Raw genomic sequence first — 22,226 nt, 5'->3', positions numbered from 1 at the left:
TGAGCGAAGGTTTCACGTGAAACAAACCGATTCCGCCGGTCTGACCGGAGGCTTCGATTCCTCGACTCCCCTGGCCCGGGAGATCGCGGATATGACCCGTCGGCGCGCACTGCTGAACGCCCAGCCGCTGCCCAAGCCCGAGTCGACGCGCGTCATCACGATCTCGAACCAGAAGGGCGGCGTCGGCAAGACGACGACGACCGTCAACCTCGCCGCCGGGCTCGCCCGCGGTGAGGCGAAGGTGCTCGTCATCGACCTCGATCCGCAGGGCAACGCGTCGACGGCCCTGGGCATCGAGCACCGAGCCGAGACGGCCAGCGTGTACGACGTGATCGTCAACGACACTCCCCTCGCGGACGTCGTGCAGAAGAGCCCGGAGTTCGCCTCGCTCTACGGTGTGCCGGCGACCATCCACCTGGCCGGCGCCGAGATCGAGCTGGTCTCGCTCGTCGCGCGCGAGCAGCGTCTCCGCCGTGCGCTCGACCGCATGCTCGACACCATGGACGAGCCGTTCGACTACGTCTTCATCGACTGCCCGCCGTCGCTCGGTCTGCTGACCATCAACGCGTTCGTCGCCGCTCGCGAGGTGCTCATCCCGATCCAGTGCGAGTACTACGCGCTCGAGGGGCTCAGCCAGCTGCTCAAGAACATCGACTTGATCGAGCGGCACCTCAATCCGAACCTCGGTGTCTCGACGATCCTCCTGACGATGTACGACGGCCGCACGAACCTCTCCCAGCAGGTGGCAGCGGATGTCCGAGAGCACTTCCCGAAGGAGGTGCTGCGCGCGGTGATCCCGCGCAACGTGAGGATCTCGGAGGCGCCGAGCTACGGACAGAGCGTGATCAGCTACGACCCGCAGTCGTCCGGTTCGCTGGCGTATCTGGAGGCGGCCGCGGAGATCGCACGACGCGGAGCCCGGAAGACACCCGAGACGGCACACGAAGGAGAGGCACGCTGATGGCGACCAAGCGCACGGGACTCGGCCGGGGGATCGGCTCGCTCATCCCGACCAGCGACGAGTCGCGCTCCCGGCCCGTCGACGTCTTCTTCCCTGATCAGGTCGGCGATTCGGCCCGCGCCGAGGAGCTCCTCGAGGTCCCCGGAGCGCGCTTGGCGCGACTCCCCCTCGCCGACATCACCCCCAACACGGCGCAGCCGCGGTCGGTGTTCGACGAGGACGACCTCGCGGAACTCGTCCACAGCATCCGCGAGTTCGGAGTGCTGCAGCCGATCGTCGTCCGGCCCGTGACGGCTCGCGGCGGAGCGAAGTACGAGCTCGTGATGGGTGAGCGCCGGTTCCGCGCCTCGAAGGCCGCGGGACTGACCACCATCCCCGCGGTCGTCAAGGACACGGCCGACGAGAACATGCTCCGCGACGCGCTGCTGGAGAACCTGCACCGCGCCGACCTCAACCCGCTCGAGGAGGCGTCCGCCTACCAGCAGCTCCTCAGCGACTTCGGGATCACCCAGGAGGCCCTGGCGACGCGGCTCGGACGTTCGCGGCCGCAGATCTCGAACACACTCCGTCTTCTGCGTCTCCCGGCCGATGTGCAGGCCCGCGTCGCTGCCGGCGTCCTGACCGCAGGACACGCGCGTGCGGTTCTGTCCCTCGACGACGTCGAGATGATGCGCCGCCTGGCCGACAAGATCGTCAACGAGGACCTGTCCGTCCGCGCCGCCGAGGCCGCCGCCGCGCAGATGAAGGCGCCGCGGACGACCGTGCGTCCCGTGGTGGAGGAGCAGGGCGGGCACTCCGGACACCTCTCGTCGATCGCGGATCACCTCGGCGACCGGTTGAACACGCGCGTCAAGGTCACCCTGGGTGCTCGCAAGGGCCAGATGGTCATCGACTTCGCCACCATCCAGGACTTGAACCGCATCCTCGCCGAGATCGGGGAGCCGACCGAGGTGTCGCTCGCTCCGTAGTGGCCGGCCTAGCGGCCGCCACTGATTCGCCGTGCGGCTGGCGTGCGCGTGCTCGCGCTGTGTTCTTGGCCGCAATCGCCGATCTGGCGGTATCCGCTCCCCTCGTCGGCACCGCGATCGCAGATCAGCACGCTTGGGGCGATCTTCGAGATGCCTTGTGAGCTGAGGATTCTCGGTTGTCGTCCTCTCTCTGATTGATAGGCCCTTCTGACCGGTACAGTCCGATGAAGTGGTTCCAGGTTCTGCGGGGCCCTGCTGACTCCGGTCCTGGTCGAGAATACGGCTGGTATCGCCGAACGGTGACGATCGCCGGGTATCTGGGGCATTGATCTCTGGATGGAGTAGCTCACGATGCGCCTATATCGCGGTTGAGTAGGCGTGGAGCGCCGGATCTAGGGTTGGCTGAGTTCAGACCTCCTGACCTCCGGAGTTCATGTCGCTTTCAGTGACTCGCTGGCGGGCTCAGGACGGGTGCCTGGGCGTGTCGTACTCGGTGGCGCTCTCCGCTGCCCGGGGCGACGTCATGGTCGCCCATAGTCGCGTGCGCAATGTTTCACGTGAAACATTCCTACGTTGGCCGCTGAGATGAGGATCACCTCGGCTGTCCGTGCATCCCAAGTCTCCGGTGAGGAGCGCTTCCTCGGCCTCCAGAAATTGGCCGGCGGGGGGGCAACCTTAGACGAATTGCAGTATTGCTTCGTTTTCGCGGATCGATGCACATGTGATGACTGGGTTCGCCGAGCTTTGACGGAGGACTCCGTCGGCGGTCGCCCCCGGAGAGCACTGAAAGAGACGATGGAAGGGCCGTTTCACGTGAAACGGTCCGCTCTAGGGCGGCCTAGCCATTGAAGAGCTACGAGCTTGTCAGGTAGGAGAGGAGGCCCTCGTCGGCTCGACTCGCTCCAACGAGCGCAACATTTCGGATCGAAGTTGCTCAACGGCTGCGGAAGCGTTTCACGTGAAACGCCCCTGCCGAGAACATTGGACGCCCATGCGGATCATCGTGGGACCGACTTCGACCGCAATGCTCGAAAGAGTTTGCTCGCCTGACCAGCGGAATAGAGACACCACCCCCCCGAGGCGAAGTTGAGGTCGGAGAATCAAGCTAAAGGGGTCCCTTCGGGCCGTGGGTCTCGGTACGTCGCGTAGTGGCTACTCGACCCGCATGGCGACGGGTGCCTGGTGTCGATCAGCGTCGATCGACCATGTTGTGTCTCCCCAGAGATGGCGCGGGTGGCGATCGTGGTGAGCCTCGATTCGACGCACTACTGCTCTTCACCGGTATGTCTGCGGATATGGCCAGACAGTGGGCGTGGATACATCGCTCCAGGCAACGCCCGCCAGGTTCCCACTGGGGGTGGCCGGGTCTCGATACGCGGCAATGCGTCTACTCGACCAGCATGACGACGAGGACCAGGTGGCGATGGATGCCCGTGGGCCTGGTGAAAAGGTGGCGGCGGGGGCGGGATGTACCACGCTGATCTGCGGATAATCGGCCGGCGCGGCGACAGATGTCCGACGTTGGTGGGAGTCGATACGCGGCCTCGGGTTCTTCCCCGAGTTGGCACTAATGGTCTGCTGATGATGACGTGGACCCGTTATTGAGCGGCTACTCGACCCGCATTGTAGGGAGAAGGCGGCGATAGAGGGTCCTGATCGGCCGCGACGCAACTACTCGTCTGGCATGGATTCGAGCTTTCGTTCAGAACTCAGCAGCCATGTGATCAGGAGCGTACGCGCAGCGGACCGTTTCACGTGAAACGGTATGGAGTCAGGAGGCGGCGAGCTTCGCGAGAGTGGAGTAGACGTCGCCGAGGTAGCGGCCGGATGCCTCGATGGCCTGGGGAACGAGTGAGGTCTCGGTCATTCCGGGAAGGACGTTCGCGTCGAAGAACCAGGGGAGTCCGGCGTCGTCGATGATGAAGTCGAGCCGCGACAGGTGGCGGAGTCCCAGCAGTTCGTGGATCGCAACGGCCACGCGGGACACCTCCTCCGTAATCTCCGGCGGGATCCGTGCCGGCGTGTAGAAGTGCGTCTCCCCCGCGTTGTAGCGCGCCTCGAAGGTGTACTGGCCCGCGACGGGTGCGATCTCGACAGGCGGCAGGGCGAAAGCTCCGTCACCGAGGTCGAGAACACCGACGGAGACCTCGGTCCCCTGGATCTGCTGCTCGATGAGCACGACGTCGCCGTAGGTGTACGCCTCCACCATCGCTCGCGGGAGCTGCGACGACTCCGTCACGATGCTGACACCCTGGGCCGAACCGCCCTGGGCGGGCTTCACCACGAGGGAGCCCGGCAGGTGCGCCTCGACCTGCTCCAGGATCCCGGCGGCTCCGAGCTCGCGGAAGGTCTCGCGGGGGAGGGTGACGGAGCGCGGGGTCGAGAAGCCGGCGCGAGCGACGAGCGTCTTCGCGGTCGGCTTGAACCAGGCCAGGCGCGCCGCGTCCGTCCGCGAGCCGACGTAGGCGAAGCCCGCCGCCTCGAGGAGCCCGAGGAGCGCACCGTCCTCACCGCTCGCCCCGTGCACCGCGGGCCAGACGACGTCGGGACGCTTCTGCAGGAGCGTCGAGAGGAGGCTGGCGTCCGGTTCGTGCAGGGAGACGCGGTGGCCCATCGCGGAGAGACGATCCGCCACGCGTCGGCCCGACCGCAGGGAGACGTCGCGCTCGTGGCTGATGCCACCGCTGATGACGACGATGTCGAGAGTACGGTCGAGCACAGAGAAATCGGTCATGACCAGGGCTTTCTTATCGAAGGAGCGGTGTCAGGAGACGTTCGGCGGCAGGACGGCGTCGCGCTTGCTCGCGTCGGCGCTGCTCAGCCGGCCCGTGCCCGCGAAGGTCGACAGCAGATCGAGCTCCCCGTTGATGACCGTGGCGAGGCGGCGGATGCCGTCACCGATGCGCTCCGGCGTCGGGTAGCAGAACGAGAGGCGGATGTTCTGACGTCCGTCTCCGTTGCCGTAGAACGCGGTACCCGGCGTGTACGCGACGAGCTCCTTCACTGCGCGCGGCAGCATCGCCTTGGAGTCGAGCTCCTCGGGCAGCGTGACCCAGACGTAGAAGCCGCCGTTCGGGTTCGTCCAGCTGAGGCCGGGCAGATGGGTCTGCAGGCCCTTCAGCATCGCCTCCTTCCGCTCGCGGTAGACGCCACGGAAGGTGTCGATCTGTCCGCGCCAGTCGGCTGTCTCGAGGTACTTCGAGATGACCAGCTGGCTGAAGGACGACGGACTGAGGACGGCCGCCTCGTTGGCGAGGATCAGCCGCTCGCGGATCGCATGCGGAGCGAGAGCCCAGCCCACTCGGAAGCCGGGAGCGAGCGTCTTCGAGAACGTGCCGAGATAGATCACTCCGTCCTCCTCCAGCGAGCGCATCGCCTTCGGCGGGACGTCCTCGAAGTAGAGGAGGCCGTACGGGTTGTCCTCGAGCACGAGGATTCCCTCGGACTTGCAGATCTCGAGGATCTCGACGCGGCGCTCCCAACTGAGGGTCACGCCCGCGGGGTTGTGGAAGGTGGGGATCGTGTACAGGAACTTGATCGTCTTGCCGGCGGCGCGCACGCGGGCGATGTGCTCGCGGAGGGCGGCGGGGATGAGCCCGTGCTCGTCCATCGGGACGTGCTCGACCTCGGCCTGGTACGACCGGAAGATGACCATCGCCGTGACGTAGCTGGGGCCCTCGGAGAGGACGACGTCCCCCGGGTCCAGGAACAGCTTCGAGACGAGCTCCAGGGCGTGCTGAGAGCCCGTGGTGACCACGATGTCGTCCGCACTGGCGGAGATGCCCTCGAGGGCCATGACGTCGAGGATCTGCTCGCGCAGGACGGGGACGCCCTGGCCCGACCCGTACTGCAGCGCGACGGGTCCCTGCTCCCGCATCACGGTGTCGATGGCGCCGGTCACCAGGTCCTGGGGGAGCGCGGACACGAACGGCATGCCGCCGGCGAGCGAGACCACTTCGGGGCGTGACGCGACGGCGAACAGGGCTCGGACCTCGCTGGCGGCCAGACCGGCCGTGCGCTCCGCATAGGAGTTGTACCAGGGGTCGAGGTTGGTGCCGCGGTTGGTCACGATGGTTCCGCTTCGCTCGGTGGACAGGGTCTCTCCGGCCGGAGCCGGGTGGATCCACAGTACCGGCCGGTCCTGTGCTGCGGCGGGGCGGTCGGTCGCCACCGCAGGGATCGTGGCCTGCGCCCCGGCGGGGCTGTTTCACGTGAAACAGCCTCGGGAACGAGGAGAGCCCCCGTCACGACGTGACAGGGGCTCTCGGAGACCGCAGAGGGCGGTCAGGAGTGCGAACTCAGAGGAACGCGGCCAGGTCGGCCTCGAGGGCCGGCTTCGGCTTGGCGCCGATGACGGTCTTCACGACCTCGCCCTTCTGGTAGACCTTCATCGCCGGGATCGACGTGATCTGGTACTTCGCGGCGGTCTGCGGGTTCTCGTCGACGTTCAGCTTGACGATCTCGATCTTGTCGCCGTGCTCGGCCGAGATCTGGTCGAGGATCGGTGCGACCATGCGGCAGGGGCCGCACCACTCGGCCCAGAAGTCGACCAGGACGGTCTTCTCGGAGTCGAGGACGTCGGACTGGAACGATGCGTCGGTGACGCTCTTCGCGGTGGACATGGTGTTCTCTCCTTCACGAGTCGGCGGGCTGCCGGCTCCGATGTGCGATGACCGGACGGTCAGCGGGTGATGAGCTCGGCCCGGGGTGAGCCTTCGGTGTGGGCGGTGCCATCGGCGAGCGAAGCGAGGTAGTGCTCCGCGTCGAGGGCGGCGACCGTTCCGGATGCCGCGGCGGTGACGGCCTGACGGTAGGTCGGGTCGATCACGTCGCCGGCGGCGAAGACGCCGGGAACGGAGGTCTGGGAGGAGCGGCCGACCACCGAGATGGTGCCCTCGGTGGTGAGGTCGAGCTTGCCGTGCACGACGTGCGTGCGCGGGTCGTTGCCGATCGCGATGAACAGGCCGTCGAGGTCGAGGTGGGACTCGGTGCCGTCGACCGTGTCGCGCAGCTTCACGCCGTCGACGTGGTTCTCACCGGTGATGCCGGTGACCTCGGCGTTCCAGATGAACTCGATCCTCTCGTTGTCGAAGGCGCGCTTCTGCATGACCTTCGAGGCGCGGAGAGAGTCCTTGCGGTGGATCACATAGACCTTCGCGGCGTGCTTGGTGAGGAAGGTCGCCTCCTCCATGGCGGAGTCGCCTCCGCCGACGACGGCGATGGTCTTCCCCTTGAAGAAGAAGCCGTCGCAGGTGGCACACCACGAGACACCGTGTCCCGACAGGCGGTCCTCATCGTGGAGGCCCAGCTTGCGGTAGGCGGATCCGGTCGCGACGACGACGGTCTTCGCCTCGATGCTCTCGCCGGAGCCGAGGTGGACGGTCTTGACCTCGCCCTCGAGATCGAGGGAGGTGACGTCGTCGTAGAAGGTCTCGGCGCCGAACTTCTCGGCCTGCGCCTGCATCGAGGTCATCAGCTCGGGGCCGAGGACGCCGTCGGGGAAGCCGGGGAAGTTCTCGACGTCCGTCGTGTTCATCAGGTCGCCGCCGATCTCGACCGACGAGGCCACGACCACCGGGTGCAGCTCGGCGCGCGCCGCGTAGATGGCGGCGGTCCAGCCGGCGGGGCCGGATCCGATGATGACGATGTCGCGCACGGCAACTCCTCGGGGTCTGTACGAGCGGTGACGGGTGGGGCGGGAGCCGAGCACCCGGAGCCGGTCGCTCGAATCGTTCCGCGGCTCCGTGGGCTACAACACATCCTAGGCGGGCACTATTCCGCGGGCCCGGGAGTGCCGGTGGTGCCACGCGCCGCTCTATGCAGCAGCCCAGGAAATGCGATCTGACCAGGCTTTTACCGGAGCAGCATCAGCGGCCCAGTCGGCGGAGCACCGGAGCGAGGACGGCGCGCAGCTCCGGCACCCGGAGGAACCAGAGGACCGCGAAGTAGACGAGCGCCATCACGGTGCCGATCGCGGCCATCGAGAGCAGCGGCTCCACGTAGTTCGAGACGGCGAAACCGCCCGCGCGCGTGCCGCCGAGGGCGACCAGGACGCCGTAGCCGGCGGCGGCGGAGGGCACCGCGGCGAGGACGAACTGCGCGAGCCTGACGAGGATCCGCCTGCCTCCGCGGCCGCCGAGCCGGCGGCGCAGGAGGAGGGCCGCCACGAGGGCCTGCACGCAGATGCCGAGCGAGGTCGCAGCGGCGATGCCGACGGCGGTGCGGTCGGCGGGGAGCCGGAGCACGATCAGGTACCCGGCGACCGCCACGACGACCTGCACCAGGGTGAACAGGAACGGCCGCGCTCCGTCGCTCAGGGCGTAGAACGCGCGCTGCATGATGGCGATCGAGGAGAACAGCGGCAGGGCGATCACGTAGGCCATGGCGATCGCTCCGATGGCCTGCGCGTCCGCGAACGAGTCGGTGAAGACGGAGCCGAACGGCACCGCGACCACGACGATCGCGGCGGCGGCGAAGACGAGCATCATCAGCACCAGGCGGAGCGAGGTGGAGACGTCCGAGCGGAACTCCTTCATCTCCCCCCGCGCGGTGTGACCGCTCATCTTGGTGAAGTACGCCATGGCGATCGAGATCGCGATGACCGAGTGGGGCAGCATGAAGATCAGCCACGCCTTCTGCAGCGCCGCGGCCGAGGGCCCCTCGCCGGACGCGGTGGAGGAGACCTGGCTCTCGACGATGCCGGCGACGATGGTCAGCAGCACGGTGGCGAACGACCACAGCGACATCCGCCCGGCCGTGCCGAGACCGACGCCCCGGAAGCGGAAGTCGGGGCGGTAGCTGAGGCCGACCCTCCGCCAGAAGAGCATCAGGAACAGCGACTGGACGACGATGCCCAGCGTCGCGCTCCCGCCGAGGAGGGTGACCATCGCCGGGGACCACGAGTCGACCGGACGGTTCCCCTCCGGATCGGCGCCGAACAGCACCATGAAGGCGACGAGCCCGGCGATCACCACGACGTTGTTCAGCACGGGCGCCCAGGTGAAGGGGCCGAACGAGCCGCGGGCGTTGAGTACCTCGCCGAGGATCGTGAACAGGCCGTAGAAGAAGACCTGCGGCAGGCACCAGAACGCGAAGGCGACGGCCAGCTGGTACTGCTCCGGTCCGTAGCCGGGCGCGTAGAGGCGCACGAGCAGGGGAGCGAGGACCGTGGCGGCGATCGTGGTCACCAGGAGCAGGCCGAGCGCCAGGGTCAGCAGGCGGTTGATGTAGCCGCGGCCGCCGTCGGCGTCGAGGCCCGCCCGCACGATCTGCGGGACGAGGACGGCGTTCAGAGCGCCGCCCGCGATGATCGAGTAGATCGTGTTGGGCAGCAGGTTCGCCGTCGTGAAGGCGTCCGCGCCCGGCGCGACCGCGGCTCCGATCGTGTTCGCCATGACGATCGACATGACGAAGCCGAGGATCCGCGAGACCATCGTGCCGGAGGCGAGGACGGCGCTCGCGCGTCCGAGGGAGAAGCTAGCCACGCGGGTCCGATCGCTGGTCGTCGAGGTCGGGCTGGACCTCGAGCACGGCGTTCGGGTCCTCCTCGTCCTCAGGGGTGTCGCCTCGACGGCGACGGCGGATGTTGCGGAGGATGCCGGCTCCGAAGACGACGACGAGCGCGATCCCGATGACCAGGGTGCCGACGGTCTCCCAGTCGGCGCGGACGCTGGTCGTCATGCCCGTGGGGGTGCCGATGGGGACGCCCTGCGCCGAGGTCAGCTGCAGGCCGAGGCTCGTCTCGCCGTTGCCGACCCGGGCCTTCACGGGGATGAGGACGCGGCCCTGCGAGCGGGCGTCGATCTCGGTGGTCTCGATCGCCTCCTCGTCGATGTCGAGGACGGCGTTCGAGGTCGAGGCCTGGATGCGGACGGCGATCGGCCAGGGGAGCTCGTTGCGGACGTACACGGGGATGCTCGAGTCGCGGGAGACCTGCAGGATGCTGCCGGTCGCGTCGATCGACACCAGCGAGAGCGTCCGGTCGGCCTCGGTCATGGCCGCGCCGACGGCGTCGCCCCAGCCGCTGCCGTCTCCGCGCCAGGTCACCGAGAGCAGCGCCAGCACGTCGTTGCGGCTCTTGCCCGACAGCAGCTCCGGCTCCTGCAGCACGGAGGAGAACGCCTCGACCTCGGAGCCGGCGTCGAGCAGGTCGCGCACCCGGTCGAGCCGCGACTCCGACTCCGGCGAGTCGACGACGCTCGCGCCCTCGGTCGCGGGGACGGCGAGGGCGGTGGAGAGGGCGACTCCGCGGGCCCAGGGCAGCGACTCGATCGCGTCGAGGGTCTCGGAGAGGCGCGCGGCGCCGATCGCCGAGCCGCGGCCGAGGGTGAGCACGACGTCCGGCGCGGTCCCCTCCTCCTGCACCTCGGCGAGATCGGTGGCGATCTCGGACATGCGGGCGCGCCACTCGGTGTCGTCGGTGGCGGTGGCGGCCGCGTCGAACGCCTCGGTGAGGCGCGAGTCGGCCACGACCAGGTCCGAGTCGCCGACGGTGGCGCGCGAGGTGGTGGTCACCTCCTCCGGCAGCAGGAGACCCGAGGAGGGGACGACCGTGCGGTTCACTCCGCTGGCCGCGTAGACGTCGAGGTCCGACCCCCGGAGGGTGCCCTCGTCGGGCCACGCGACGCTGCCGAGGGAGGTGCTCCAGTCGGAGGCGAGCAGCGACTCGGTGCTCGGACGCGCCGGCAGGTCCTCGGCCGGCTGGTCGGAGTCGACGGCGACCGTGGGCGCCGGGCTGGCGGTGCCGGGGACCGCGGCGAAGCGGGTGTCGTCGATCGCGTACTCGAAGGAGGTGGGAGAGAGGAGCGCGGAGAGCCCGGCCTGCGCCTGGGCCGAGACGTCGGCGTCGGCGTACGGCAGGGCGAAGCGCTCGTTCGGCACGGACTGCAGCCGGTCGAGCCAGTCGAGGGCGGACTCCGGAGCGGCGCTGCCGAGAATGCGGATCGAAGCGAGGATGCGCGGGTCGACCCCGATCGTGACGCCCTTCCCCGCGACCGCGTCGAGCTGCCGGGTGAGGGTCCCCGTGCCGTCGGTGTAGTCGGCGAGGGCCTCGGCCGAGAGCAGGCCGTCGGCCGTGTCCGGGACGGTGAGCGGGACGAGGACGCTGACGCCGGTCTCGCGCTCCGGGGCCACCGCGTCGTCGGTCAGCTCGACGGCGGTGCGAGCGGTCGAGACGACACCACCCGGACCGGTGACCGTGACGAGGACGGCGTGGGTGCCGAGCGCGGTCCGGTCGTTGGAGAAGGGGATCTGGTCGACCGGCACGGTGAGGCCGGCCTCGGCGGTGCTGGAGGGCAGCAGGCGCAGCTGGGCGGTCGCACGGACCGGGTCGGTGTCGTTGTCGGCCTCGGCGTCGAGCCAGTCGTGCAGCTCCGCGCGAGTGTCGAGGGTGGCGTAGGAGAGGGCGACCGTCACGTCGGCGCTGTCGATCGCCTCGGTGGTGCCGTTGCGCACGGCGATCGAGAGCTCGAGGTCCTGGCCGGGCCGCAGGACGCCGTCACTGCCGGCCCCGGCGGTCGTGGTGACGGTGCCGGGAGCGGGCGTCGAGGTCGCCGTCGCGGCGGTGACCGGGGCCGCGAGGGCGGGGGAGGCCACGCCGGTCAGGCCGAGCGCGAGGGCGGCAGCACCTGCCGAGCGGAGCAGGAGGAGGGCCGCCCGCGAGCGGCGGGAGCGGAGGGAGGGGTCGCGCCGATGCATCGGACTCACTCGGCCTCCATGCGGGTGATTCTACGGGCAGCCCTCCTCGGGGCAGGCGGTGCGTCCGCTGTGCAGGCGGTTCCCCCGCGTAACCCCCTGGCACGGTCACCCGCTGCCGGGACACCCCCCGCCACTAGGATCGTGCGAATGCACAGCGTCCAGACCGCTCTCGAGACCCTCCGCGCGCTCGCGGGGACGCCCACGGTGGCGCGGCTGGCGGAGGCGTTCGCAGCCCAGGGCCACGAGCTCGCGCTGGTCGGCGGCCCGGTCCGCGACGCCTTCCTCGGCCACGGCGTGCACGACCTCGACTTCACCACCTCCGCACGCCCCGACGACATCGTGCGGATCGTCGCTCCGATCGCCGAGGCGCACTGGGACATCGGCCGGGCCTTCGGCACGATCGGCGCTCGCGTGGCCGGCGAGACGGTCGAGATCACGACCTACCGCAGCGACAGCTACGACGGGGTGAGCCGCAAGCCCGAGGTCGAGTTCGGCGACTCGCTCGAGGGCGACCTGGTGCGGCGCGACTTCACGGTCAACGCGATGGCGCTGCGGCTCCCGGAGGTCGTCCTCGTCGATCCCTCGGGAGGAGTGGAGGACCTGCTCGCCGGCCGGCTGCGCACCCCCTCCCCCGCCGACCTCTCCTTCGGCGACGATCCGCTCCGGATGCTCCGCGGCGCGCGCTTCACCTCGCAGCTCGGCTTCCGCACCACCGACGAGGTCGAGTGGGCGATGGCCGAGCTCGCCGGCCGAATCGACGACGTCTCGGCGGAGCGCGTGCAGGAGGAGCTGCGGAAGCTCCTCGCGACCGCCTCGCCCCGAGCCGGCCTGGAGCTGCTCGTCGACACCGGTCTGGCCGGTCGCTTCCTCCCGGAGCTGCCCGCGCTGCGCCTGGAGCAGGACGAGCACCACCACCACAAGGACGTCTACACCCACAGCCTCACCGTGCTGGAGCAGGCGATCGCGCTGGAGGAGTCGCGGCACCCCGGAGCCGCGCCCGACGTGGTGCTGCGGCTCGCCGCCCTCCTGCACGACATCGGGAAGCCGGCCACGCGGCGGCTCGAGCCGGGCGGAGCGGTGAGCTTCCACCACCACGACCTGGTCGGCTCCAAGCTCGCGATCAAGCGGATGCGCGCCCTCAAGTTCGACAACCAGACGACGAAGGACGTGGCCCGTCTCATCGAGCTGCACCTGCGCTTCTTCGGGTACACGGACGGCGCGTGGACCGACTCCGCGGTGCGCCGCTACGTGACCGACGCCGGGCCCCTGCTCGAGCGGCTGCACATCCTCACCCGCGCCGACGTGACCACGCGCAACCGCCGCAAGGCCGACCGGCTCGCGCACGCCTACGACGACCTCGAGGCGCGCATCGCGGAGCTCGCCGAGAAGGAGGAGCTCGCCTCCAAGCGCCCCGACCTCGACGGCACGCGGATCATGGAGATCCTCGGCCTCGCCCCGGGCCCCGAGGTCGGGCAGGCGTACCGGTTCCTGCTGGAGCTGCGGCTCGAGGAGGGTCCGCTCGGCGAGGAGGTCGCGACGCAGCGGCTCCGCGAGTGGTGGGCGTCGCGCTGAGGCGCTGAGCCGGGCCCCGTGCTCGCCTCGCCCTGCGCCCTGGATGGTGCGCCTCGAGCGGATCCGTCCGGCGCGTCGCGGCGGTCCTGTTGTAGTCTGTACAGGTTGTCCACGACCAGACGCACTCGCGTCCGCGGGAGTGGGCAGATGCTACATACCCTCCTGTCACGGAAATACCGTGGCCGTTCAGTCCGAAGGAGGTGGGTTAGTGACGCATCAGTACGAGATCATGGTCATCCTGGACCCCGAGATCGATGAGCGCACCGTCGCTCCGAGTCTCGACAAGTTCCTCAACGTCATCCGCACCGATGGTGGATCCATCGACAAGGTCGACGTCTGGGGCCGCCGTCGTCTGGCGTACGAGATCAACAAGAAGTCCGAGGGCATCTACGCCGTCGTCGACTTCACGTCGACCTCCGCCGCAGCGAACGAGCTCGACCGTCAGCTGAAGCTGTCCGAGGCCGTCATGCGCACCAAGGTGCTGCGGGCCGAAGAGGGCATCGCCCAGGTCGCGGCCGCCGCGAAGCTCGCCGACGAGAAGGCCGCCCGCAAGGCTGCCAAGGCCTCGGCCGCTCCCAAGGCGTAGCGCTCATGGCCGGCGAGACGATCATCACCGTGGTGGGGAACCTCACCGCCGACCCCGAGCTGCGGTACACGCAGGGCGGGCTCGCGGTCGCGAACTTCACCATCGCCTCCACGCCGCGCACCTTCGACCGTCAGGCGAACGACTGGAAGGACGGCGAAGCGCTGTTCCTCCGCGCGTCCGTCTGGCGCGAGTTCGCCGAGAACGTCGCAGGAACGCTGACCAAGGGCAGCCGCGTCATCGCGACCGGCCGCCTGAAGCAGCGCTCCTACGAGACGAAGGAAGGCGAGAAGCGCACCAGCATCGAGCTCGAGATCGACGAGATCGGGCCCTCGCTGCGCTACGCGACCGCGCAGGTCACGCGCGCCTCCGGTGGAGGCGGACGCGGCCAGGCCGGTGGCGGCCAGGGCAACGGCGGTCAGATCGGCGGCGGCCAGGGCGGCTTCGGCGGCGGCGGTCAGGGGGGCTCCGGCAACGCCGGCGGCAACCGTGGCGGTCAGGCCGAGGAGCCGTGGGCGCCGAGCGCTCCCGCCGGTGGCGACGTGTGGAGCACGCCGGGCAGCTACAACGACGAGACGCCGTTCTGAGCCTCGGCTCGGACGCTCTCCTCACCTGAATCACGCCTCCCCCGCACCGCGATCGCTCGCGGCGGGGCAGGGGCGAACCAGAATCTAAGGAAACCACTATGGCTGGAAAGAGCAGCGGCGACCGCCGCAAGCCGATCCGCGGCAAGGGCGCGAAGAACGCGGCCCCCGCGAAGTCGGTCCGCGTGGGTGTCATCGACTACAAGGACGTCGCGACCCTCCGCAAGTTCATCTCGGAGCGCGGGAAGATCCGCGCCCGTCGTATCACCGGCGTCTCCGTTCAGGAGCAGCGCCTCATCGCCCGTGCCGTCAAGAACGCCCGCGAGATGGCGCTCCTGCCCTACGCCGGCAGCGGAAGGTAGGTAACGGTATGTCCAAGGTCATCCTGACCCACGAGGTCGACGGACTCGGCTCGGCCGGCGACGTCGTCGACGTGAAGAACGGGTTCGCCCGCAACTACCTCATCCCGCAGGGCTTCGGCGTCGCGTGGACCCGCGGTGGCGAGAAGCAGGTCGAGCAGATCAAGTCGGCGCGAGCCGCTCGTGAGCACAAGACCATCGAAGAGGCCCAGCACACCAAGCAGGTCCTCGAGGCCAACCGCGTGAAGCTGACGGTCAAGGCCGGCAAGGACGGCCGCCTGTTCGGCTCGGTGAAGACCTCCGACATCGCGAACGCGGTGGCGGCGGCCGGATTCGGCGAGCTCGACAAGCGCAAGATCGTCATCTCGAACGCGATCAAGCACGTCGGCGAGCACGAGGCCGTGGTGCGTCTGCGTGACGACATCCAGGCCACTGTGAAGCTGCAGGTGGTCGCGGCCAAGTAAGGCCGCGAGAACGCCGCGGAGGGCGGTGCGACGGGACTTCCGAGTCCCCTCGCACCGCCCTTCGTCGTTCCCGTTCTCCACAGCTCCATCCACATACACCCTCCAGCGGGACCAACCTTCACTGTGGTCTTGAGACTCTTTTCCCCACACACCTGTGGAAAGCAGGAAATGCCTGGTCAGGAGCCGGAAAAAACTTACTGAGAGCCGCTAATCCCACAGGGTTGTCCACATGTTGCCCACAGTGGGCCCGGCGTTTCCCCGCGGTTCTGCACAGCTCTCTCCACAGGGCGGTTTGCGTGCCGCGGGCGGCGGTCCGTAGGGTGGCGCAGCGCCCCGCGAGGGGTGCGGGCAGGCGCCCGTGCGCCGCTGTCGGAGGTCGCTGGTAGACCGGATCCCGGCACCGCGCGACCGGACGCGCAGCACCCGACAGGAGGAGGCGAAGGCATGACGATCGCGCACCTGGCGGTACCCGGCTCGGACGGACGGGACGGTCGCGGAGACCGCGGCGAGTCGCGCGGGAACGAGCGGACCCCTCCGCACGACCTCCTCGCCGAGCAGTCGGCGCTGGGCGGCATGCTGCTCTCGAAGGACGCGGTCGCCGACGTCGTCGAGAGCGTCAAGGGCACCGACTTCTACATCCCCAAGCACGAGATCGTCTTCGACGCGATCCTCGCCCTCTACTCGCACGGCGAGCCGACCGACGTCATCGCGGTCACCGACGAGCTCACGAAGCAGGGCGAGCTGCAGCGGGCCGGCGGCGCCGACTACCTGCACACGCTCACCTCGATGGTCCCCACCGCGGCCAACGCCGGCTACTACGCCTCCATCGTCGCCGAGCGCGCTCTGCTGCGCCGCCTCGTCGAGGCGGGCACCCGCATCGCGCAGATGGGCTACCAGGGCGAGGGCGAGGTGCTCGACCTGGTCAACACGGCGCAGGCCGAGATCTACAACGTCACCGGCTCCGAGACGGCGGAGGACTACGTCCCGCTGACCGACGCGGTGACCGTCGCGATCGACGAGATCGAGGCGGCCGCTCACAAGGACGGCAGCTTCACCGGCGTCCCCACCGGCTTCGCCGACCTCGACGACCTGACCAACGGCTTCCACGCCGGGCAGATGATCATCGTCGCCGCGCGCCCCGCGCTCGGAAAGTCGACGCTGGCGCTCGATTTCGCCCGCGCCGCCGCGATCAAGCACAACATGGCCACGATCTTCTTCTCCCTCGAGATGGGGCGCAGCGAGATCGCGATGCGCCTCCTCTCGGCCGAGGCGTCCGTGCCGCTGCAGCACATGCGCAAGGGCACGGTCGACCAGCGCGACTGGACGACCATCGCCTCCACCCGCGGCCGGATCAACGACGCGCCGCTCTACATCGACGACTCGCCCAACATGACCCTCGTCGAGATCCGGGCGAAGTGCCGCCGGCTCAAGCAGCGGGTCGGGCTCAAGATGGTCGTCATCGACTACCTGCAGCTGATGACCTCCGGCAAGAAGGTCGAGAGCCGCCAGCAGGAGGTCTCGGAGTTCTCGCGTGCCCTCAAGCTCCTCGCGAAGGAGCTGCAGGTGCCGGTCATCGCGCTCTCGCAGCTGAACCGAGGCCCCGAGCAGCGCGCCGACAAGCTCCCCGCGATCTCGGACCTCCGCGAGTCCGGCTCGATCGAGCAGGACGCCGACATGGTGATCCTCCTGCACCGCGAGAGCGCCTACGAGAAGGACAACCCGCGCGCGGGCGAGGCCGACCTCATCGTCGCCAAGCACCGCAACGGCCCGACCCGCACGGTCACCGTGGGCTTCCACGGCCACTTCTCGCGCTTCGCCGACATCCCGGCGGTCTGACGTGTGCTACCGACAGGGGCGAATCCCGGTCATGATCTTCCCAATTTGACCTACTCAGTGCGAGGTGCATGTAAGGGCACCGAGGCAAGACCGAACTGCGGCTGGAACCGTACTGTTCAGCGTGCCGTGCAATAGCATCGATGACGGCAGACTGCTTCCGATCGCGTCCGAATACAATCGGCGTCGGATCGATCTCGGCCACTCCCCACACTTGCCGGTGAGCCAATTGCCGAAGCGCTCTCCTTGCATCGAAATTGTCGGCGCTCCTCAGCGGGAATGCCATCATCGGACACGCCGCCTCACCGGAACAGCAGGTGAACGCCAGCCGCGCCGTGCTCTGAACGGATCCGAACCGGTTGTCGAGAATCCGAGATGTCGCGTCACTCGATCAATAGGTCAAGGGCGCTCCTGGCAACATCGATGAACTTCGATCGATAGAGCTCCAGTGGGTCACCGGGTTGTTCGGATACGCCCAGGGCAACCACGGAATAGACGGCACCGTCGCTCCCCACGGCAACCAGCGTGACCGCCACGACGCCTGGCGAGCTTCCGATCTTCTCCGAGAGTGTCACCAACCCGCGTTCTACAAACGGCGAAGAAGACGCGATCTCGGGTGACCGGAGGATCTGCGACATGCGCGGATCGTCGCGTCCCAGCTCCACGACCGCCCGGTGCGCACTCGCCACGTCTTCAGCGTTCGCGAACCAATCGATGTCGCGTGGCCAGAACGGCGCGCGCTCGATCCATGCCGGGTCCACTGTCAGCGGCTGACTGCTCAACTTCTCAAGAATGCCATGGCGAGCCGCGCTGGATGCCTCGTTCCAGTCGTTCGCGAGCGACGTGTCGCCGCCGAGCGTCAACTGGAACATTTTCCTCGTCGTCGGGAACGGTTCGAGGAGGTCAGGTTGGTGATGCCCGAGATCGCGCACCGCGGCCGACAACCGCTGGGCTCCGACAGCGTCCATGAGAACGTCGGCTGCTGTGTTGTCGCTGATCTGCATCATCAAACGTGAGAGCTCGAACACGCTAATTTCTGTTCCGTCCGGCTCGAGGTGCAGCCGACCGGTTGGGAGACTCTTCTTCCCATCGTCGATCATGAGCACGTCCTCCCAGGAGAGATCCCCTTCTTTGATCGCTTCCACTACAGCTGCCAGAACGTACAGCTTCATCACCGATCCAACCGGACGGAGAACGTCGTGCGCCCGCTCGTGAACCGACTCCGTGTGCGACCCGCGTGTCACCTGCATGAGCAGTGATGACGCAGGAACGAGCGCTTCGAGACGAGCCGCTGCTTCGGCAAAGGATGCAATCGATGGTGATGCAGTGGCAACCGCCGCGTTCACGACGAGCGCTCTGAGCTCTCCGTTCGCGTTCGCGGTGATCTGCAGATCGAGGAGAATGCCAAGCCGATTGCGGACGACAGCAAGAGCTCCCTCGGGTCGAAGTTCGAAGGACTTCACCGTGTATGGGCCCAGGGGCCGAAGGCTCGAATTCACCATGGTGACCAAATGCGCGGTGGACTCCGAGTCGAACGCACCCGCGTCCGATTTCGACTCGACAGCCTCAGTGGTCAAGTCCTCCTCTGCGTTCAGCCGTTCGACCGCCCACAGCATCAGATCTTGGGTCCGGAGTTCCTTAGCGGTCAGGTCTGTGCCCGCTGTCGGAACAGTTTCTCTGAGATTCAGGCTGCATCCGACCAGCACCGAGCACAGGAGGAGCGGAACGGCGAGCTTGCGCCAGTAGGCGTGATCCGTGCGGACTGCGCGCCGGACGCAACCACCCGTGCTCGGCGCCTCACGCCTTTGCCGCGGCCTGGCCGACCGGAGGAATCGCAGCATCACAACACCTCCGATCGCCGAACGGCATCGTCGTCTCCGAGGATCGATGGAGAGTCGTCCTCGTCACTCGCAGAACCGGGCGAAGCGGAGGGCGGGACGAGCTTCATCGTCGCGATCCCGACGGTTGCGATCATGATGATCCCGAAACTCCACAGCCCGATGCTGAGGATGATCCCGACGTGCAATGCGACCGCCATACTGAACGCGATCCGTCGACCGAAGTCAATGGTCACAACGAGAATTCCGATGCAGATCTCTGCGACGATGACACCCCAGGTGATGACGGCTAAGAGGAGCGGGACTGACGTCGCCCAGTGCAGCACATCTGCGATGAGGCCGCTTGCGCCAAACATGTACCCGCGAGAGATGTAGTACTCGGCCGATCCGTTGGACCAGTCATCGACGTTGAACTTCTCAAATGCACTATTGAGATAGATCAAGGTCACCTGGAGTCGCAGGGCATAGATCCCAGCGAGTGCAACACCTCGACCGACTGGTCCGACGGGCCGGCGCTCCTTGGACCATGCCCATCTCCGATCATCCGCAGCCATGATGAAGATGATGATCACCGAGACGATCGCGGCCACAGAATCGCCGCCATCGGGCAATGAGATTCCGGTGGAGATGGAGATGGCGATCCAGGCATGAACGAACGCCATCACCCTCGGCAGGAACCCGACGAGCACGAGGCCCAGCAAAACAATCATGACGATGACCCGCACGATCGAGGGCACCTCTGGACCACCGATGCAGAAGGCGGAGATGATCCGCGCCCCAGCACAGTAAGGCGCCGGTTCGGCTCCTCCGACCGTTTGCATCAGTGCGCTGAACGGCGTGAAAACGAGGATGGAGATCTGGGCGGCCGCCAGAGCGCCGCGGCCGAGCGTGAAGGCACGCTGCCGAACCTCCAACGATTGCAAGGCGATCTGGAGCCGTAGCGCTGGCCCGGGTCGCTCGTGCATCAGCACACCGCGTCCACGGTCGTGAAGGTCTCGATGGAGTGCATGGGGAGATCGAATTCTCGGTATTCGAAGGGCGTGAACGTCTCTGTGGTCAGAATGATCGGGCCGCAAAGCGTACGGTGAGCGAGGTTCACGGTGATCTTCTGTGGCTGCAATGAACTGGCCTCGGCGAGGCAGTGTTCGCGGGTCTGGCCAGTTTCACACTCGTGCCACTGCCCGACGGCTTCGGAGAGCTGTGCGAGCTCGGGCCCCTGCGCCCGCTGCGCCCTGCTGAGGCCGAAGAGATTCTCCACCCGCCCTTGAGGTGCAAGCATCAACGACGCCATCGTCTCCGCGTCATATGCGGCGATCTCAGTCGCCTGTGGTGCGTTCGTGAAGAACCCCCACCCCTGTGGGGAGACCGTTGTGAATGCCAGCTGCAGGTTCTTGTGCACGTCCGACTCACTTGACAGAACATTGGGCGGGAGCACGAAGTACACGCTTGCCCCGATCCAAACAGCGAGCACGGCCAAGGCTGCCCCGAAGAACCAGACAGCCTTGTCCGCGATCACTCCCCTCTCCCTCGAGCGCGGAGGCAGCCTCACCTACTTGCCGAGAGCCGCAGCGAACTGGGCCGCGCGCTTCTCATGCGAGATCGGGCTCTGCTCAGTGCTCGTCCCCCAGAAATCGATGGTGTTCCAGACCCATCCCACGTTCCCCGCCCCGGCGACCGTCGCCACGGCCGCTCCGGCGACAGCAGCCACGACGACGACGAAGACGATCGATCGCGCCGAGACGAACTCCTCCTTGTCGGGCACGTTGAGCCCCATGACCTCCGCTACGCCGTAGGAGATCTCGGAGAAGTTCTCGAGAGCAACGTCGACGAGACGAGGATCACCGGACTGCAGCGGCACGGTAACGAGCTCGTTGAAGTTCGGTTCGACACCCATGAACAGGGCGTACATCTCGTCTCGTGCTTCGACGGTGACGCTATCCACTTCCGGCGCATACGGCGAGAGTGCCTTGTGGTCCTCGTAGACCGGACCCGAGCCGAGCACCAGGAAGCTGATGATGTCGTGGTCCGTGTACGACGTCGTCGTCGCCGCCTCGTGCTGTGCAACAAGGCTCGCGCCGGAGGGCGCCGCAACCGCAGGCAGGTTCCCCGCGAGTACCAACGCTGCCGCACACAGCACCGAGACAGCCGACTTCATCCTGATAGCCAATGTTCCCCCAAGAGTGATGGCCTCGAGCGCCAGGGACGGGCTCGTGGACCAGTGGAGCGGAGGCGAGTTGCCAGCGCCACATCGCGAGCTGCACTTCGCAGACTCGTCGAATCAAACCAAACATGTACGGTGCTTTGTTTCTGGGCGCGAAAATTGGCGCGACGACCGACGGCGCGAACGACGACATACAACCGTGCATGTATGTTTGGTTCATGGTTTTCGGAGTGCTCGTCCTCGTGTTCGCTGCTGCTGCCGTCGTCGCAGCCGTCGAATGCGCCGCCCGAGGGCGACTCGGCCCGAACAACCTGGTCGGGATCAGAGCAGCCTCGGTCATGGCTTCCGATGAAGCCTGGCAGCGGGGCCATCAGGCAGCCCGACCCTGCGTGTGGATCGGCGCATTCTTGGCGGTCACGGGGGGCTCGCTCAGCCTCGTGGTCGACCCCACGCACTCGAACGCGTTCGTGCTCGCAGGCCTGTCGGCGTTTCTGATCTTCGTGCTGCTCGGAAGCGCGATCGCCGTGCGCGCGGCACGCCAGGTCCCCCCGCCGGGCGTCGACGACGACCGGCGAGCAGCGCCCCTCCCCTAGCGTCCAGCACGATGCACTCCGGGAGAGCACCATCCCTGTCGATCCGGTGACACCTTGCCTGATCTACGGCACGGGCTCGGTTGCAGCGGAACTCGCGATGCAGGCAAGGCGCCGGGGCATGCCGTTCCTCCTCGCCGGGCGCGACGGCGCGAGTCTCGACATGCTGGCTGACCGGTACGGCGTCGCGAGGATGCAGCTCGACCTCCGGCAGCGTGCGAGCTCCCTGACGCAACACCTCGACGGCGTCAGCGGGGTGATCAACGCAGCCGGACCATAGTCCTCCACCGCGAAGCCGCTCATGGAGGCCAGCGCGGAAGGTTGCGTCTCCTACGCTGACCTGTCGAATGAGGGCCGCACTCACGAGTACGCGTGGAAACGGGATGCCCACTGGCGAGAATGCGGCATCGCCGTGGTAACCGGCGCGGGGTTCGGCACGTATCTGGCCGAAGTGCTCGCCGAGCATGCGCTCCGAACGATAGACCAGCCGCAGAAGGTCAGCCTGACGAGCCTCGCGAGTGGCAGGACTTCGAAGTCACCAGGCGTCACAGCTTCGTCGCAGGCAGTTCTCGCTTCAGGAAGCTGGCGCTTCCGGTCCGGGACGCTGGTCAGGCTGA

Annotated in this window: 20 protein-coding genes; 10 read left to right on the top strand and 10 right to left on the bottom strand. The window is 67.6% G+C overall.

All coding sequences use genetic code 11. The features are described from left to right. Positions 1-91: 91 nt before the first annotated feature. Together C5C69_RS09090 and C5C69_RS09085 are read left to right on the top strand one after the other, a co-directional pair. Complete coding sequence (locus C5C69_RS09090) at positions 92-961, top strand: ParA family protein (RefSeq protein ID WP_104247021.1); 870 nt, start codon at positions 92-94, stop codon at positions 959-961. Next, positions 961-1,929, top strand: a complete 969-nt coding sequence (locus C5C69_RS09085; protein WP_104247022.1) for a ParB/RepB/Spo0J family partition protein — start codon at positions 961-963, stop codon at positions 1,927-1,929. Before C5C69_RS09090 ends, C5C69_RS09085 begins: the two co-directional genes overlap by 1 nt. A gap of 1,771 nt (positions 1,930-3,700) precedes the next feature. On the opposite strand, the gene C5C69_RS09080 is transcribed toward C5C69_RS09085, so the two are convergent. The 6 genes from C5C69_RS09080 to C5C69_RS09055 form a co-directional block, all read right to left on the bottom strand. Next, on the bottom strand, positions 3,701-4,663 hold the full coding sequence (locus C5C69_RS09080) for an ATP-grasp domain-containing protein (protein WP_104257798.1): 963 nt from the start codon (positions 4,661-4,663) through the stop codon (positions 3,701-3,703). A 30-nt stretch (positions 4,664-4,693) separates the two neighbouring features. Continuing rightward, positions 4,694-6,025, bottom strand: a complete 1,332-nt coding sequence (locus C5C69_RS09075; RefSeq protein ID WP_374952920.1) for a PLP-dependent aminotransferase family protein — start codon at positions 6,023-6,025, stop codon at positions 4,694-4,696. Between the two features lie 202 nt (positions 6,026-6,227). Continuing rightward, positions 6,228-6,551: a thioredoxin gene (trxA, locus tag C5C69_RS09070; protein WP_104222687.1), complete on the bottom strand. Its 324-nt coding sequence runs from the start codon at positions 6,549-6,551 to the stop codon at positions 6,228-6,230. A 59-nt stretch (positions 6,552-6,610) separates the two neighbouring features. After that, complete coding sequence (gene trxB, locus C5C69_RS09065; protein ID WP_104225794.1) at positions 6,611-7,585, bottom strand: thioredoxin-disulfide reductase; 975 nt, start codon at positions 7,583-7,585, stop codon at positions 6,611-6,613. A 211-nt stretch (positions 7,586-7,796) separates the two neighbouring features. After that, complete coding sequence (gene murJ / locus C5C69_RS09060; protein ID WP_258064653.1) at positions 7,797-9,413, bottom strand: murein biosynthesis integral membrane protein MurJ; 1,617 nt, start codon at positions 9,411-9,413, stop codon at positions 7,797-7,799. After that, positions 9,406-11,625, bottom strand: coding sequence for a DUF6049 family protein (locus C5C69_RS09055; protein WP_104257797.1), 2,220 nt, complete (start codon positions 11,623-11,625; stop codon positions 9,406-9,408). Before C5C69_RS09055 ends, murJ begins: the two co-directional genes overlap by 8 nt. A gap of 147 nt (positions 11,626-11,772) precedes the next feature. Between C5C69_RS09055 and C5C69_RS09050 the strand changes: the two genes are divergently transcribed. From C5C69_RS09050 to dnaB, 6 genes are all read left to right on the top strand, one after another. Next, a complete protein-coding gene (locus tag C5C69_RS09050) occupies positions 11,773-13,197 on the top strand; it encodes a CCA tRNA nucleotidyltransferase (RefSeq protein ID WP_104250244.1) in 1,425 nt (474 codons plus the stop codon). Between the two features lie 208 nt (positions 13,198-13,405). Then, positions 13,406-13,783 carry a 30S ribosomal protein S6 gene (gene rpsF, locus C5C69_RS09045; RefSeq protein ID WP_068207796.1) on the top strand — a complete coding sequence of 126 codons (378 nt, stop codon included), beginning with the start codon at positions 13,406-13,408 and terminating at the stop codon, positions 13,781-13,783. Positions 13,784-13,788: 5 nt separating this feature from the next. Further along, complete coding sequence (locus C5C69_RS09040) at positions 13,789-14,367, top strand: single-stranded DNA-binding protein (protein ID WP_104222691.1); 579 nt, start codon at positions 13,789-13,791, stop codon at positions 14,365-14,367. 98 nt (positions 14,368-14,465) lie between these two features. Continuing rightward, positions 14,466-14,726 (top strand): 30S ribosomal protein S18, encoded by a 261-nt coding sequence (gene rpsR, locus C5C69_RS09035; RefSeq protein WP_055784551.1) that lies wholly within the window; start codon positions 14,466-14,468, stop codon positions 14,724-14,726. An 8-nt stretch (positions 14,727-14,734) separates the two neighbouring features. After that, complete coding sequence (gene rplI, locus C5C69_RS09030) at positions 14,735-15,187, top strand: 50S ribosomal protein L9 (protein ID WP_104222692.1); 453 nt, start codon at positions 14,735-14,737, stop codon at positions 15,185-15,187. A 444-nt stretch (positions 15,188-15,631) separates the two neighbouring features. Beyond that, on the top strand, positions 15,632-17,023 hold the full coding sequence (gene dnaB, locus C5C69_RS09025; RefSeq protein ID WP_104225797.1) for a replicative DNA helicase: 1,392 nt from the start codon (positions 15,632-15,634) through the stop codon (positions 17,021-17,023). Positions 17,024-17,403: 380 nt separating this feature from the next. Here dnaB and C5C69_RS09020 read toward each other — a convergent pair whose 3' ends face one another. The 4 genes from C5C69_RS09020 to C5C69_RS09005 form a co-directional block, all read right to left on the bottom strand. Continuing rightward, the gene (locus C5C69_RS09020; RefSeq protein WP_181068332.1) at positions 17,404-18,636 is read right to left on the bottom strand and encodes a serine hydrolase; all 1,233 of its coding nucleotides are present in this window, start codon (positions 18,634-18,636) and stop codon (positions 17,404-17,406) included. 224 nt (positions 18,637-18,860) lie between these two features. After that, entirely contained in the window at positions 18,861-19,823 is a 963-nt protein-coding gene (locus C5C69_RS09015) for a sporulation-delaying protein SdpB family protein (RefSeq protein WP_258065192.1), read from the bottom strand. Further along, positions 19,823-20,374 (bottom strand): SdpA family antimicrobial peptide system protein, encoded by a 552-nt coding sequence (locus tag C5C69_RS09010; RefSeq protein WP_181065488.1) that lies wholly within the window; start codon positions 20,372-20,374, stop codon positions 19,823-19,825. Before C5C69_RS09010 ends, C5C69_RS09015 begins: the two co-directional genes overlap by 1 nt. Positions 20,375-20,407: 33 nt before the next feature. After that, positions 20,408-21,013: a hypothetical protein gene (locus C5C69_RS09005; RefSeq protein ID WP_104257794.1), complete on the bottom strand. Its 606-nt coding sequence runs from the start codon at positions 21,011-21,013 to the stop codon at positions 20,408-20,410. Between the two features lie 134 nt (positions 21,014-21,147). Between C5C69_RS09005 and C5C69_RS09000 the strand changes: the two genes are divergently transcribed. Further along, the gene (locus C5C69_RS09000) at positions 21,148-21,612 is read left to right on the top strand and encodes an SdpI family protein (RefSeq protein ID WP_104232982.1); all 465 of its coding nucleotides are present in this window, start codon (positions 21,148-21,150) and stop codon (positions 21,610-21,612) included. Between the two features lie 118 nt (positions 21,613-21,730). Beyond that, positions 21,731-21,889 carry a hypothetical protein gene (locus tag C5C69_RS16975; RefSeq protein WP_181068330.1) on the top strand — a complete coding sequence of 53 codons (159 nt, stop codon included), beginning with the start codon at positions 21,731-21,733 and terminating at the stop codon, positions 21,887-21,889. The last annotated feature ends 337 nt before the right edge of the window (positions 21,890-22,226 follow it).

This window comes from Rathayibacter sp. AY1C7 (genome assembly GCF_002931865.1).
Taxonomy (GTDB): domain Bacteria; phylum Actinomycetota; class Actinomycetes; order Actinomycetales; family Microbacteriaceae; genus Rathayibacter.
This window is presented reverse-complemented; position numbering and strand designations above follow the sequence as displayed.